Annotated in this window: 17 protein-coding genes; 3 read left to right on the forward strand and 14 right to left on the reverse strand. The window is 53.5% G+C overall.

From position 1 onward, the window contains the following. From Q363_RS40840 to Q363_RS42970, 4 genes are all read right to left on the reverse strand, one after another. The coding region (locus Q363_RS40840) for a hypothetical protein (RefSeq protein ID WP_157467253.1) at positions 1-242 on the reverse strand (242 nt) is incomplete at its 3' end. 12 nt (positions 243-254) lie between these two features. Beyond that, complete coding sequence (locus Q363_RS40845) at positions 255-419, reverse strand: hypothetical protein (RefSeq protein WP_157467255.1); 165 nt, start codon at positions 417-419, stop codon at positions 255-257. 99 nt (positions 420-518) lie between these two features. Then, the gene (locus tag Q363_RS42965; protein WP_211256267.1) at positions 519-1,037 is read right to left on the reverse strand and encodes a cupin domain-containing protein; all 519 of its coding nucleotides are present in this window, start codon (positions 1,035-1,037) and stop codon (positions 519-521) included. After that, positions 1,031-1,462 (reverse strand): hypothetical protein, encoded by a 432-nt coding sequence (locus Q363_RS42970; RefSeq protein ID WP_211256268.1) that lies wholly within the window; start codon positions 1,460-1,462, stop codon positions 1,031-1,033. Before Q363_RS42970 ends, Q363_RS42965 begins: the two co-directional genes overlap by 7 nt. A 345-nt stretch (positions 1,463-1,807) precedes the next feature. On the opposite strand from Q363_RS42970, the gene Q363_RS20740 reads away from it, so the two are divergent. Beyond that, positions 1,808-2,500, forward strand: a complete 693-nt coding sequence (locus Q363_RS20740) for a helix-turn-helix domain-containing protein (RefSeq protein WP_169747067.1) — start codon at positions 1,808-1,810, stop codon at positions 2,498-2,500. Here the strand turns inward: Q363_RS20740 and Q363_RS20745 are convergent. The 4 genes from Q363_RS20745 to Q363_RS42160 form a co-directional block, all read right to left on the reverse strand. Further along, complete coding sequence (locus Q363_RS20745; protein WP_157467257.1) at positions 2,434-3,519, reverse strand: hypothetical protein; 1,086 nt, start codon at positions 3,517-3,519, stop codon at positions 2,434-2,436. The two genes, Q363_RS20740 and Q363_RS20745, sit on opposite strands and share 67 nt — an antisense overlap. Positions 3,520-3,648: 129 nt before the next feature. Next, on the reverse strand, positions 3,649-4,032 hold the full coding sequence (locus tag Q363_RS20750; RefSeq protein ID WP_035354333.1) for a DUF7009 family protein: 384 nt from the start codon (positions 4,030-4,032) through the stop codon (positions 3,649-3,651). Next, entirely contained in the window at positions 4,029-4,940 is a 912-nt protein-coding gene (fdhD, locus tag Q363_RS20755) for a formate dehydrogenase accessory sulfurtransferase FdhD (RefSeq protein WP_051979085.1), read from the reverse strand. The genes Q363_RS20750 and fdhD overlap by 4 nt, the downstream gene beginning before the upstream one ends. A 140-nt stretch (positions 4,941-5,080) precedes the next feature. After that, entirely contained in the window at positions 5,081-5,464 is a 384-nt protein-coding gene (locus Q363_RS42160; RefSeq protein WP_211256269.1) for a hypothetical protein, read from the reverse strand. Between the two features lie 58 nt (positions 5,465-5,522). Here Q363_RS42160 and Q363_RS20765 point away from each other — a divergent pair, with 58 nt between their 5' ends. After that, on the forward strand, positions 5,523-6,329 hold the full coding sequence (locus Q363_RS20765) for an SDR family NAD(P)-dependent oxidoreductase (protein WP_211256270.1): 807 nt from the start codon (positions 5,523-5,525) through the stop codon (positions 6,327-6,329). Between the two features lie 73 nt (positions 6,330-6,402). Here Q363_RS20765 and lhgO read toward each other — a convergent pair whose 3' ends face one another. The 5 genes from lhgO to nusG all read right to left on the reverse strand — a co-directional run bounded on the left by lhgO (position 6,403) and on the right by nusG (position 12,001). Then, positions 6,403-7,614 carry an L-2-hydroxyglutarate oxidase gene (gene lhgO, locus Q363_RS20770; protein WP_035354340.1) on the reverse strand — a complete coding sequence of 404 codons (1,212 nt, stop codon included), beginning with the start codon at positions 7,612-7,614 and terminating at the stop codon, positions 6,403-6,405. A 168-nt stretch (positions 7,615-7,782) separates the two neighbouring features. After that, a complete protein-coding gene (locus Q363_RS38695; protein ID WP_169747069.1) occupies positions 7,783-8,733 on the reverse strand; it encodes a polysaccharide biosynthesis/export family protein in 951 nt (316 codons plus the stop codon). 59 nt (positions 8,734-8,792) lie between these two features. Next, positions 8,793-9,851 (reverse strand): glycosyltransferase family 2 protein, encoded by a 1,059-nt coding sequence (locus tag Q363_RS20780; protein ID WP_035354344.1) that lies wholly within the window; start codon positions 9,849-9,851, stop codon positions 8,793-8,795. 65 nt (positions 9,852-9,916) lie between these two features. After that, a complete protein-coding gene (locus tag Q363_RS20785) occupies positions 9,917-11,290 on the reverse strand; it encodes a nucleotide sugar dehydrogenase (protein WP_035354345.1) in 1,374 nt (457 codons plus the stop codon). 165 nt (positions 11,291-11,455) lie between these two features. Then, entirely contained in the window at positions 11,456-12,001 is a 546-nt protein-coding gene (gene nusG, locus Q363_RS38700) for a transcription termination/antitermination protein NusG (protein ID WP_245632362.1), read from the reverse strand. Positions 12,002-12,415: 414 nt separating this feature from the next. Here nusG and Q363_RS20790 point away from each other — a divergent pair, with 414 nt between their 5' ends. Next, positions 12,416-12,814: a response regulator gene (locus tag Q363_RS20790; RefSeq protein WP_157467261.1), complete on the forward strand. Its 399-nt coding sequence runs from the start codon at positions 12,416-12,418 to the stop codon at positions 12,812-12,814. Here the strand turns inward: Q363_RS20790 and Q363_RS20795 are convergent. Then, positions 12,804-13,544, reverse strand: a complete 741-nt coding sequence (locus Q363_RS20795; RefSeq protein WP_035354349.1) for a Crp/Fnr family transcriptional regulator — start codon at positions 13,542-13,544, stop codon at positions 12,804-12,806. The genes Q363_RS20790 and Q363_RS20795 overlap by 11 nt on opposite strands. Between the last annotated feature and the right edge of the window lie 466 nt (positions 13,545-14,010).

The raw sequence follows: 14,010 nt of genomic DNA on the forward strand, positions 1-14,010 counted from the left end.
CGACCTGCAACTTCCGCAGTCACCCGCCGCTCGGGTCCATGCCGCCGTTGACGCACTCGCTCCAGCCGCCCGCTCCGTAGTTGCTGTTTGCGAATCTTCCGCACATACTCGAAGCTCACCGCGTAGCGCTCGGCCAGCAGTCGCAGCGACACCCCACCCCGCGCATACGCCTCTAGAATCCGGCAGCGCAAATCGTCGGAAAATGCTCGCCCCATCGTCTCGTGTCGCAGAAAACTCGCCACTACCACTCTGCCCTATGACACTACTCCCTGGGTATAACTACCTTGGAACTGCTCTAGCAGCGCGTGCGTCGTCTCATGCGCCACAACATCGTGGGAGAGGCAGTTGAAGATTACGCCGCCGGGGAGATTGTCGCCGGCGTTGGTAAGGTTGTGTCGTTCCCGGGCATGGCAGGTCATCTACGCTGCATCTTGTTCGTTCATTCATTCGCTGATCTATTCCCTGGGGTTTCGTTGCGGCGGGACCCTTTGGGTCCGCCGCAACAGTAGGTAAGGCAGTTAGTCTTCGAGATAGAACTGAATGTCCAGGGTGCGCAGGTAGGTGTGGAGACCGGCATCCTGAATGGGCATGACATAGGCGTCAGCACCCGATGCATTGACATGCTCGTGCCAATAACCCGGAGGCGTAACGAATGCCGCGCCCTTCTCCCAGGGGACTCGCATGGGATTTTTGATGGAGCCATCCTCATTGAGTTTCGTTCCGAGCAGGGTGTAGACGCCAGGCTTTGCATCGACGACGAAGTCCAGGGCGACAGACTGGTGGCGGTGAGGCAGCTGACGGGTTCCCGGAGGAACGATTCCGAACATGGACCAGAGTGTGTGCGTAATGGTCATGGTCTGATCGAAGTTGCGGTTGCCCAGGAGGACACTGATTCTGCTTCGCTTGGCGGAATTGGGGTCGTTCTTTGCCTTCTCCAATTCGCCTAGGATAGTTGGAGCAGCATAGAGAGTAGGCGAGAAGCGGCTCTCCGCCTTCTGCACACCGAGATAGGCGAGGAGAGGGGAGTCATTCACCATGTAGAAGGCCGCATCCTGGGTACACGGTGAACAGCGGCAACTCCAGGGAGAGAAAAGATGTCGCCTGCGAACCAGGAGATGGAGCCATTTTCGGTTTCTGTCTGTCCAGCACCCTTGATTACGTAGTAGAACTCGCTCGTGGCATTGGGTGAGGTCGTGAGTGATTCATTCGCCTTGATGCGAACAAAGTTCGCCAGCACACTCGGGCCGGTAGCTGCGACAGGCGAGTGAAGATCGGCGCTGAGGTCCAGCGGAACAACGCGTGTGGCGCCGGAGGCGTAGAGGTCCGCCGAGAATACCTTAACTGGTACTCGCGGTGTGGCTCCAGAGGAGACAGGATCGGCCGCCTTGCTGTATTCGAAGAGCTTGGCGTCTTCGGTAAGTTTCGCGACTGAGATTGGCCGGGTTGCAACTGCTGTGCTCATAAGTCTCCTTGTCATGTTGGAGTAAGTCGAGTAAGTCTCGCTTCACCCCACTCTTGAAGTGTGCGCCCAACATCGCCGAGCCGTATTTGCGCTTCTTCTCAACTTTGAGGAATCTTCCGGGGGTGGGTCAGAGATCGTAAAATGAACGCAGAGGTTCGTACGGTAATGAAACAAGATGCTGGACAACGCGAGATTCTGGTTGGGCTTGACGATCCGCTCCCGCCTGACCACTGCTGGTTCGATGGAGACGATTTCAGTATCTACGCGGCGAAGCAGCCTCGAAGCACATGGAGTGAGCACGTACACGATTGTGTGCAAGTCACTGTGGGGCTGGAGCCAGCTCATATGCACGCGGAGTGGCGGGCCGGAGGAAAACACAAGCAGCGCAAGGAGCTCATTGGAAACGCAGTTTCCGTAATTCCCGCAGGTGAGCCGCATCAGGTGCTATGGCAGAGGCGTGCCGCCCTGATTCATATTTACCTGAGCACGGAGATGCTTTGCGGCTATTCCCAGCAGGTATTTCATCAGGATTGCTATGAGCTGCAACCGCGTTTTCTTGTGCGGGATCTGCTTATCGAGGAGTTAGCCCGCAGCCTCTATGTTGAATACGAGACCGGTACCTTGCACGATGTCTTCGCTAAGTCAGTCATTGGGGTGTTGTGTGTTCACCTTCTGCGCTCTTACGCAATTCGCCCCGATGACGCGGCGTACTTCCACGGCGGCCTCGGTCCGACAAGGGAGCGGCGCATCCGCGAACATATTGAAGAGCATCTTGAAGGTGATCTCTCCATTCACGCGATGGCGGAGGTCGTTGGATTGAGTCCTCAGCATTTTGCTGGGCTCTTTCGCGAATCAACGGGGTTCACGCCGCATCAGTATGTGAATCACCGTCGCGTCGAGCGGGCTCAACGTCTGCTGGTTAACCCGGAGCTGTCGCTAGTGGATGCCGGACTGGCGTGTGGCTTCTCAAGTCAGAGCCAGTTCACGACGGTTATTTCGGCGCCTGGTCGGGATGACGCCGGGGAAGTACCGCTCTGAAAAACCGGCTGCTGGAGATCAAAGGTAATCGCATCAGTGCATTTTGCATTCTGCAGCGACTCTGACGCGCGGAGGCGAGAGTGGTAGTTGAAGACGAGCAATGTCAGGATTCCGAAGATCATGGAAAGCAGAGCTATCGCCGCTCCATACGGACGACTCTCCGATAGAGAGAAGCGAATAAGAATGATGGAGACGACAAACGCTGCATTGCGAAAGACCATCTCGTAACGTGCTGATACGACGAGAGACAGAATAAGAATCAGTACATCCGTAACGATCATTACCGTGAAAAGATCGTGATAGAACACTCCGGACAGTCTGAGGTTTCTGTAATCACCCGTGTGTGCTGCGCTCCAGCTGGCGATTATGAAGCGTGTGAGATGATAGGCCGCTAGCGCCAGGAGAAGGAGCGTAAGACACAGCGCCACCACCTTTTTTTGCGCAATGAACTTTTTCCTCCCCTGAGTGATTTCTGGAGTTCGTGGCAACCGGACCTGTCGGGACGCCACATGCTGAAAGACTGTGACCAACAGGAACATCAAAAGCCCTCCCCACATATCGAACATGAGCGGTATTTCCTGATGCGCATGCAGAAGCCAGTTGGGCCCATCGGCGTCTGCAATGTCCCTGAAGGCATCCCGAATGAACACCAGAGACACGATTTCAAACTGGTTCGCAATCGAGCGTGTCGTGGAAGCGGGGAGCGCCGCGATCAGCGTCAACACTTCATAAAACAGAATGAAGTTGAACGGCGTTGTGATCGCCGATAGATAATTCGTCCCCACTGCAGCCAGCAAATGAGGCTGGTGCTGGAAAGTACGAGCAAAGAAGACCAGAAGGAGATGAACAGCAAAGCCGGCAATGCTGAATTTTACAACCAGCCGTTTCAGCACGCTCCTATTGTCATCCGAGAACACGCGATCATGCAGGCGAATCATCGCCTCCCACGACTTGGAGGCGGTGCGGCGGCCGCGTTCATCCTGATATAAATACATCGTCATAGGTTTCCAGCTCTTCACCTTTATCACCGAATCTGTACTGTACCTCCGTCCAGGAATGTTCAGACGCATGCCGACCTAGATGCCGGCAGCTCTGTGATGCGATGGCAGATCACTACTGCGAAACGATCACTGAAATGCATCCGGCGGTCAGCAAGTAGCTCCTACAAGGGGATTTACGAAGGTATCAGCGTTCTCCTCTTCGCTGCGGTCGAGACAGGCAAAGTCCTTCTCGACGATGATTTCGAGAGAGCGAGCCGGACCAATGTTGATGGAGGTATAGATCCCAACCTCGCTATCCTTGGCCCAGAATTCAGCCTGTTCTTCGGAAAGAAAGACAGTTACGTTCTGCGGTTCGTATTGGATCCGCACTGGGTCCGCTTGTGACGCAGACTCCAGGGCGTAGGTGAGACGTGCATCCGGTATAGGCGCGAAGTGAACTGTGTCTTCGACACGCTCTCCGCCAAGAAGCCGTGCCAGTTCGGAGCGCGAGACCCTGAGGCGTAATGAATCGCCCTTGATTCGTAGTTTCATATGAGCTTTTCCTTGCGGGATGAGGTGCAACCCGAGACGTGCTCCAACCCGTGATAGATATTGAAGTGATCGTCCCTCAAGAATCCCACGAGGGCGATGTCAAATTGCCTCGCGACTTGCACTGCAAGGCTGGATGGTGCACCGACCGCGGCGACCATCGATATACCGCCCATGAGTGCCTTCTGCAGGAGCTCGAAGCTGGCTCGTCCGGACAGCAGGAGTATCGTGTCGCGAAGAGGAACGTGATCCTGCAGAAATTCAGCGCCTATGAGCTTGTCTACGGCGTTGTGGCGGCCGACATCTTCGTGCATGGCGATCAGCTCGCCTTGAGCATTGAAGAGCCCGACTCCGTGGAGGCCGCCTGTGCTATTGAAGATCGCTTGTGCCTCACGCAGGCGGGAGGGCAAGGAGTAGAGGACTTCAGCGCTGATGGAGAATTGATTGGAGATGCGCGGCGGGCACACGCTTTGCAGTGCAAGCAGGGACGCTTTTCCGCAGATGCCGCAACTGGAGGTCGTGTAGAAGTTGCGATTGATGTGCGCGAGACTCAATGCGACATCTGGCGCCAATTCAACCCGGACGATATTCCTCCTCGGCTGATATGGAAGAGCTGCTCCGCGGTCCTCAGGTTCCTGCGGCCTCTCCCACGTTCGCTCCTGCGCGTAGCCGAGTTGTTCGATATCGGCCGCGTCATGGATCACACCTTCCGTCACGAGAAAGCCGACAGCGAGTTCGAAGTCGTAACCCGGGGTCCGCATGGTCACCGCGATTGATTTCACGTTTCGATCCCCGCGCGGCCCATAACCGAGCTGAATCTCCAGCGGCTCCTCGACAGCAAGCGCGTCTGTGGTAGAGAGGGAGGTAAAGCCATGCACCTTCTCGATGAACGTCTCAAACACGGATCTCATAGTCTTCTACGGGCCCTCGCCACTTGTTGATGACGCTGTGGACTACTCAATGACGATCAGGGATAGCCTGCTTGCGTCATGTTTCGACTATAGCTCAAGCTGTCCGAGCAATCGCGGCCATGACGGCGGTGCCAGCGAGATCATCGGATGAATTCAAAATCATCAGGCGAATCGAGAAATATGAATTGCAGCATCCCCATCCAGTCAGAAGAATGTTCAATTTTCCGTCGAATCTGAAAGAGCAAATCGCCGCGCAATTGCGAGACTGGCATTGCGATGTCTGCAAGTTGCGCCGTGATCGGGAGCTTGTGATTCAGGTTCTTGCGAGATGAGAATCTCGGTCGTTGCTGATCAAAATACCAGAGGATGAGGACCATAGAAGATGATTGACAACATGCATGAAACCGCGTCGAGCCGAGGAGTTTCGAGGAGAAGCTTCCTGGGAGCAGGATCTGCGGCACTTGCGACTGCGGCGCTTTCGGAGAGCGCGGAAGCTCTGGGCAGCAAGGCAATGCGTGGACCAATATTCTCCAAGGCAAGGTTGCAGTCGTTACTGCCGCTGCGCGAGGCATTGGAAGGGCTGTGGCAATTGGATTGGCACAGAGGGGAGCAAGGGTCCCCGGCATAGACATTTGTGCGACCGTAGATCCCAGGTCGGGAGTGACGCCGGCAACGAGGGCAGAACTCGACGAGACGGGGCGTCTGGTTAAGGCCGTGGGCGGCAAGTGGGAGGGTTTCGTTGTCGATCAACGCAATCGGCCTGCGCTTCGATCAACAGCGGCAAAGGTCGAGCACAACTTCGGGGGAATCGACCTTCTTTTTGCGAATGCCGGGATTCAAGCGTTCAGGCCTTTGCTCGAGATGGAAGACCCTGACTGGTACATTCAGATCGATGTGAACCTCACAGGGACGGCAAATGCGATCCGGGCTTTCGCGCCCGCGATGGTGTGGCGAGGTGCTGGTCGCATTATCCTCACGACCTCCACCCAGGGGCAGCACGGAACGATGTATGGTTCAGCGTACTCAGCCTCGAAGTGGGGAATCATCGGGTTGATGAAGTCGGCTGCGCTAGATTTGGGGAAGTACAAGATTACGGTGAATGCTCTCAGCCCAGGACTGATTGATACTCCTTTGACGAGGCATGAAGAGCGGTATGCGCAGGTACTCGAAGTTGCGGGCAGAGTTCCAACCGGTGACGTGCCGAAGGATGAAGAAGCCGCGAAGAAGGCACTGCAGGCGAAATCACCGCTCGGAGTGCCGTGGATCGACCCGGCGGATCTGGCACCTTTGGTTGTATTTCTTGCGTCTGATGCCGCACGAATGGTTTCTGGCGCCACGTATGACGTCACAGCCGGGACAGTGCAAACAATGCTGCATAAAGGCCGATAGGAAGGTGTTACGGGGCGCGATCCAACTGCGGACGGCTACAGTGAGCGCAGTTTGGTAGGACTGGCCCGGCACATCACTTTTTATGAAGATCTTGCGCCACCATATCGACGATATGTCGGGCAATCGCAAGCGATGCGGTCGCCGCGGGAGAGGGCACGTTGCAAACATGCAATATGCCGCGGGTATAAACAAAGTGAAAGTCATCAATGAGATCGCCATTGAGACTCAGCGCTTGTGCCCTGACTCCAGCGCCGCCTGGCTTTAGGTCGTCGGAGGTTAGTTCAGGGATCAGACGTTGAAGCGCTCGAACGAAAGCGGCTTTGCTCCAAGAGCGATGATATTCACCGATAGACATCCTCCAATGTTTTGCGGCCATTCTCCAGAAGCCATGGAACATCGCTAGTTCGAAGATGTCTCTGGCCTGGAACGACTTCTTCGAGTAGCCCTCGCGCTTTAGGGCAAGCACCGCGTTGGGGCCAGCCTCGATACCTCCTCCGACACGCTTTGTAAAGTGAACCCCGAGAAAGGGGAATTGCGGATCGGGAACTGGATAGACAAGGCCATTCACGTAGTGCTGCTTCGATGCGACGAAGTCGTAATACTCACCGCGAAAAGGCACGATCATGAGGTCGAGTCTAGCCTTGCTCATTCGGCTGATCCGGTCACTGTGGAGACCAGCACAGTTGATGACTAGCCGCGCTTCGACGGGGCCGCCGGTTGTTTCGATGATTGTGTTGCTGCCGAAGCGCCGCAAACCGGTCACTTCGTGCGAGAGCAGAATCGTTCCACCGTTGCAAGCAATCAACTCCGCATACTTTTCAGCCACTTTTCTGTAATCTACAATACTTGTTCCAGGTACGCGAATGCCGCGAATACCGCTAACATGTGGTTCAAATTCGCGAATCTGCTCCGCCGTGAGCATCTGGAGTCCTTTCAAGCCATTTCCATTGCCGCGCCGGAAAAGCTCTTCGAGGCGCGGTAGCTCGCTATCTGAAGTTGCAACGATCACCTTGCCGCAGATGTCGAAAGGCACTCCATGTTTCTGGCAGAATCGCAAGAGCGCATCGGCTCCCTCAACGCAAAGTCTAGCCTTCAAACTGCCCGGTTTGTAATAAATTCCAGAATGAATCACGCCGCTATTGTGGCTCGTCTGGTGGGCTGCGACGAATGGCTCCTTTTCAATTACTACTACCCGTACCTCCGGAAACCGGCTGGCGATTTCAAGCCCGGTTGCCAGTCCGACAATTCCGCCGCCGATAATCGCTATTTGTCCGTCGTAAGCCATGTGAATCTATGATCATGTCCTATATTTTGTTGAAAAAGCTTAGTCAATCCAAGCTAATGACAAGGGGGTTACGGCGAACGGCCAGTTCCAAAGAAAAAGACCGGACAGTACCGGCCTTCTTGCTCTAGTGAAAGAGCAACGTTGAGCTTGGTTCCCGGAAAGACGAGACTAATACCTGCCCCAGATAGCGATTCCGGTTGCGGCTTGCAAGGCCGCCTCAAGAGTGCGGCGTGTTACCGCCTTTGCGACGCTGTTAGGAACGAAGACAACGTCGTCTGGCTGAAGCTCAAGATCGGGGGATTTTGCCGCAAGGATTTTATCGAGAGGAATAGGGGTGTCTTGTGGGGAACTATTGGCTTTGTGGATCAATCTGGCCGATTTCAGCTTTGCAGTAGGATTTGTTCCATGCGCCATCGCAACGGCCTGTAGAACAGTCAGATGTGGATTATCCATGATGATCCCGGTTGGCTCCTTTACATCTCCGACGACGTACACCATTCCGGCTTTCGAAACCACAATCGTGTCGCCCGGCTGCACTGCCATATTCGTCATTGTTTGCCCATTGTCCCGCGATAGTGGCACGGTTTCGGGATTATCCTTCCCATCGCGATGAGTAATCGTCACGCTCTTTCCGGCTTTTGGTGTGAGGCCACCGCCTGCGGAGATCGCGTCGAGGAGGGTTCGATTCCCTGGGAGGGGATAGATGCCGGGCTTAAGCACTTCGCCAAGGACTGAGATGCCTGCAGTCGCATACTCTTTTACGAAAATTGAAACCTGAGGATCATTGAAGAAGCCTTTTTCTTGTAGACGTTGCGCAACGGTACGTTCAGCCAGTAGGGTGGAGAGCCCCGCAACCTTAACGTTGCCCAACATTGGCAAGGAAATACTACCCTCCGAGCTGACGCGCACCTCGTAGCGATACTCCGGGGCGCCGGCCACACTCACCGTAAGTAAGTCTCCGCTTTCCAGGATGACGTCGGGCGAAGTTGCATGTGATTCAACGGGAATTTGTGCTGGTGGAGCAGGGTTAGGACGAACGGGGGTTTCCTGGCCGGGAATGCTTGGAGCAAACGCGAGTAGGATGCTAGTAGCAAGTGCAATTGATCGAGTTATATACATATGTGGTCCTTCGTATCTGCGAACCGGGCCCTTCGGCCTGCTGTCTTGCAGGGCACTGCTTATTGCGAAGATGGAGAACGCGCATTTCTCATAACCGCCGTTAGGGTACCCGTTCCATAGAAGACATGGAGAAGAAGGAAAGTGATCGGCATAAGTAGAGCTTCTATGGATCGCTTTTGCAACGCGACGCAAGATGATACTCCAACACTTGCCACTCCATATGTCAGACCAAGCAGAAGGATGGGCACCCGCAGCCATAATTGGGTGTGCGCCATGGTTGAGTAGAGTAACATCAAAACGCCAAGAAACAGGACCACGACAAACGCGCCTGGCACAAAGTGCCGCAACGACATGGATGCAGGATTCAGCTTGAAACTAATGATGTTCCAAAAACCATTGTTGAATGCGTATCTCGCAAGAGACGCCAAATTGGAACTCACAAAATATTCACATGTGGTCTTGTCGGTAAGGTAGAGTGTATAACCGCGCGCGCGAAGTCTCTGGCTGAGATCGTTGTCTTGATTGCGATGCAATTGTGTGTTGTAGCCGCCTACTTCGAGGAGAGTACGCTTCAGAAATATCGGATAGGGAATGGTATCTGCGAAGCCTGCCCCTCGCGTCCGCATCGATCGGGCGGAAGTGCCAAACGGGTGAGCCAGCGTCCAGGCAACGAGGCGTGCCTGAAGCCCATCCCCTCCAGGCCGGATAATCAGCCGGCCGCTGCAGCCGGCCGCTCCGTGAAGCTTTAACTCCTCAAGGCATGTAGCGATATAGTTGTGTGCGTACTTAGTGTGGGCGCCTAGGATGCAGATATATTCTCCACGGGCTCTTTGAATACCTAGATTAAATGCATAGGGCGTGTTTCTATGCTCGTTAATGGCAAGCGTCACGCGAGAGTCATGGCTGGCAATCCGTTCGACGATCTCCCCTGTTCCGTCTGAAGAATTACCATCCACGACGATAATCTCTATCTCCCACCCCGGCGTTTCCTGTTTCAGCAGCGACTCTATTGCGGTCTCAATGTGACGCTTTTCATTGCGGACGGCCATGATCGCTGAGACAAGAGGGCGACCTCTCGCGCCGGCTTGTGCAATCGGAAGTGTTGAAACCGTGTTCATTCGTCGCCTGAGGCCTCAAACAATGAACAATACGCGTACCGTCGTGGGAGATCTAGCTGAAACGGCTAGCAGCGCACGACTTTTGTTGACACGATCCCAGATGTGGCGTTGCGAGTGTCGATCACGAGTTGCGCCTCATCGACTATCATTTGATAGTCATAACTAGAATGGTCGGTCAGGATAACCACACAGTCATATTGGCCAATCTGATCCAGCGGCATGCATTGCATCTGGAGATCGTATTTCCGCCCTTTTCCGATCTTTGGAAAATAGGGATCGTTATAGACTACTGCGGCCCCACTCCTCTGCAAGGCTTCGATGATCGTAATTGCGGGAGATTCCCGGAGGTCGTCGATGTCCTTTTTGTAGGAGACTCCCAGCACCATAACCTTAGAGCCATTCAAGGCCTTACTTCGAACATTGAGTGCTTCCGCGATAAACTCAACTATGTGGTAGGGCATAGCCATATTAATCTCGCCGGCGAGCTCGATAAAGCGCGTGGCAAAATCAAATTCTTTCGCCTTCCATGCAAGATAGAAAGGATCGATTGGAATACAGTGTCCGCCCAGGCCGGGCCCAGGATAGAACGGTTGGAACCCGAATGGTTTGGTCGCGGCAGCAGCTATTACCTCCCAGATGTCGATGCCCATTCGCAGGCAAAGCAGCTTCAATTCGTTGACCAGCGCTATATTGACGCAACGATAAATATTTTCGAGCAACTTCGACATCTCAGCAACTGTTGTGCTTGAGACTGGTACTGTTCGACGAAAGATAGCTCCGTAGAGTGCAGTTGCGATCTCACTCGCATGATGGTCGACACCACCTACGATCTTTGGGATTTCACTGCGGGCAACGGTGTTGTTTCCTGGATCTTCGCGCTCGGGAGAAAATGCAACAAAGAAAATGTTGCTATCTTCAGAAGCGTTGCGCGACACGCGTAGATTCGCCAAATTTCCTTTCTCCAGTAGCGGTACAACTACTTCTTCTGTCGTTCCTGGATAAGTCGTGCTTTCGAGTACAACCAATTGACCAGCTCTCAAGTGCGGAGCGATCGATTTCACGGTATCCGTGACGTAGCTGAGATCAGGCTCACGATACTCCGTCAGGGGAGTGGGAACGCAGATCACGATCGCATCCATCTTGGAGATCCCCATGAAATCAGAGATGGCACGAAATCCGCGGGCGTTGGCAAGCGCGATCTCCGTTTCAGGGATGCGACAGATGTAAGAATGCAAGGAGGCGAGCGTATCGATTTTGTTACGATCGATATCGAAGCCCGTTACCGGGAAACCTTCTTCGGCGAACAAGAGTGCCAGAGGAAGTCCGACGTATCCCAAGCCGATAACACCGATATTAGCGGTCCTCGAATTAAGCTTAGCTAGCATTCTTTCATTCAACAAAGTTGCAGAAGATAATTGGTCCGTAATAGTTGTATGCATGATATTTCCCACCTATCAAAGGTATGAGTGTGAAATTAAGGTCAGCACGTTCAAGCGGCGAAAGAGATCCAAAAAACGATGAGCCCTGGGAGTTGTGACCCGCAACAGTTGACAATATTTGCGTTAGGCCAACGGTGGCCATGAATCTGTGGGGGCGGCAACGTGTCAGCTGGCTAATTGTGCTTCAGCTGCATCCATTTCCAGTAGGACCGCCCGCTGAATAAATTCAAGTGAGACAATTAGGCGCATTTTGCCCTTACGCCTGATAATTCTTCCTTCGAGGCTCGCAAAAGGTCCAGATTTAATTCTTATCTGCTTCCCAACAGTCAAGAATGGATATGGCTCTGCTTTCCAGACCGCCAGCAATGACCGTAGTCTTTCAATTTCACAATCGGGGATAGCAACGGCGTTTCCGTTGAAGCCAACCAGTCGAACCACTCCGGGATGTGTGAGAACTCGGACTCTCTCCGTAACTACGAGTTTGACAAAAACATAGCCCGGAAATAAAGGAAGCTCTACCTTTGCCTGGCGGCGATTCCATTGTCGCAATGAAGAGTAAAGAGGCAGATATGTTTCCAAGTCCTGCTGAATAAGGCGATCTGCGATAGACTTTTCGTGTCGCGGTAAAGTATAGACCGCATACCAATGCGGTCGTAGATCTGAAGCGCGTATTGACTCTAGATGTGTCAAAGCTCCGACTCTTTCGACCACCAGTGTCTGAATAAGCCATAATGAAGCTAGCTAAACATATCGGCGATAACGAGTTGCCGATTCGCTGCCGGCGAAAAGCCCTTTCTTTCCGGACTAACACCTTCACTTAACTCCAAAGAGACTCGCAGCAAAGTGGAGACCAAACTAGACATTTCACCACCATGCGTCAGTGCGGTAACGCACATACCTGAGCAAAACCCGTGCTCACCCAGATAGAGCAAGACCAGGTTGCTCCAGTGCCGAGGATTGCGGATTGCGAATGCGGATGACACGGAAGCGAAGTTCCCGTGGATGTTATGTGATGCGTTGCACAGACGCGTGCGGGTGAATACTGATATGGAATCTATCAAGAACAACACCTGTCGCTGCGGCGAGTTCGTTTAGGTGGCGGTTCCGTCTATCAGGGACGAAGAAATGAACATAGAAAGCGAGCACCGCCAAGTCATCCTAGTACTCGACGACATCGAGGAGACGCTCCACCTGACAGAGAAGATGCTGGGCAAAAATGGCTGCTGCATAACTGTGGCAAGGAATGAAGAAGACGCGATTGCGAGAGCTCGTTCCGAGGCTCCTGATCTGATGCTGATGAGTGTAGGCAGTGAGCTCGAACAACGTCTCGCAACCGCCCACCGAATACGCCAACAAGCCGCATTCGGTGAAGATGTTGCGATTGTCATCTTCTGTGTTCCTAGTATTCCCGAAGGTGCCGAGATGGAGGTCAAGAGAAATATTTATGTGACTCGGCCTGATAACTTCGACCAACTTAGAAACCTAGTCCATCGTCTTCTTCAGCACCACACCTCTACCTGCTAACTACGCTTCCATCGTTGGCGACCATTAGTCGCTCGTGTTCGTCTTCGACGGTTCGATAGCATTCGCAGACCATCCGCTCCAGACCCTTCCGATCGAGGATTGTGATACGACCGCGGGAGTAATGGATCAGCCCGATATCTTGAAGGTGTCCAGCCGCTACGGTTACACTTTCCCGCCTCCCGCCCAACATGTTGGCGATGTACTCCTGCGTCATGCTGATTTCATCGCCTTTAACCCGATCATGGCACAGAAGAAGCCATCGGCAGAGGCGCTTTTCTAGGGAGTGGAGACGGTTACAGACAGCTGTTTGTGAAATCTGGGTAATGAGTGCCTGGGTATAACGCAGCAAGGTATGTTGCAGCGACCCGCCACGCGCAAACTCTGCCTGAAGCGATCTAGCGGGTATTCTGATCGCATACCCGCCGATCGGGACCACGGCGCGATGCGGAGCTGTGCCGCCTCCTAAGAATAAGGCGATGCCGATTACCCCATCATTTCCGGCAAGGGCCATCTCGGCCGTGGAACCATCGTGCATCGTGTAGAGACATGACACGACACAAGTGGTTGGAAAGTAAACATAGTCGAGGAAGCCACCAGCCTCATATAGCACGTGACCGAGTGGCAGGGAGATATGTTGCATGCTAGGGCAGAGACGCACACGCTCTTCAGTAGAGAGAGAGCGTAAAAGATGGTTTTCCAAAAAATCCTGTCGTTCTGCAGCTCTGAGCATCGATAGCCTCCGATCCGAGGCGATTACTCTGTTATTGCTGAGGGTAATCGTCCGGGAGTACCTCACATATTAGAGGGTTAGTTCGAGCTAATAGGGACCCCGCTCGTTGACGTAGGTAGGAACCTTCGCACGAACTCGTTCGATGATTGCAGGTCGACTTACCGTAGCCTCCGCATCAACTAAGGTTGAGTTGAGCCGAACCGCCATCACTTTATTCCAAAAACGAGCGGCGTGGCTAGAGGCAAAGTATTAAATCAGCCGGATTTAAACGGAAAGTTACTTGAGTAATGCGCGGTAACGGTTATAAGTAATTTCATATTTTTAGAAGGAAGGGGAATTAAATGGGATTTTTAAACTATGTGAACTACCACACTGACGCCCTATCGCCAAATGGCTACTGTGGGTTTCCTGTTCCGAGAGGAACCTTGAGATATGAATTCCTTTGCTGAACTGCAAGCCGTACGCG

This window comes from Edaphobacter aggregans DSM 19364, assembly GCF_000745965.1.
GTDB lineage: Bacteria > Acidobacteriota > Terriglobia > Terriglobales > Acidobacteriaceae > Edaphobacter > Edaphobacter aggregans.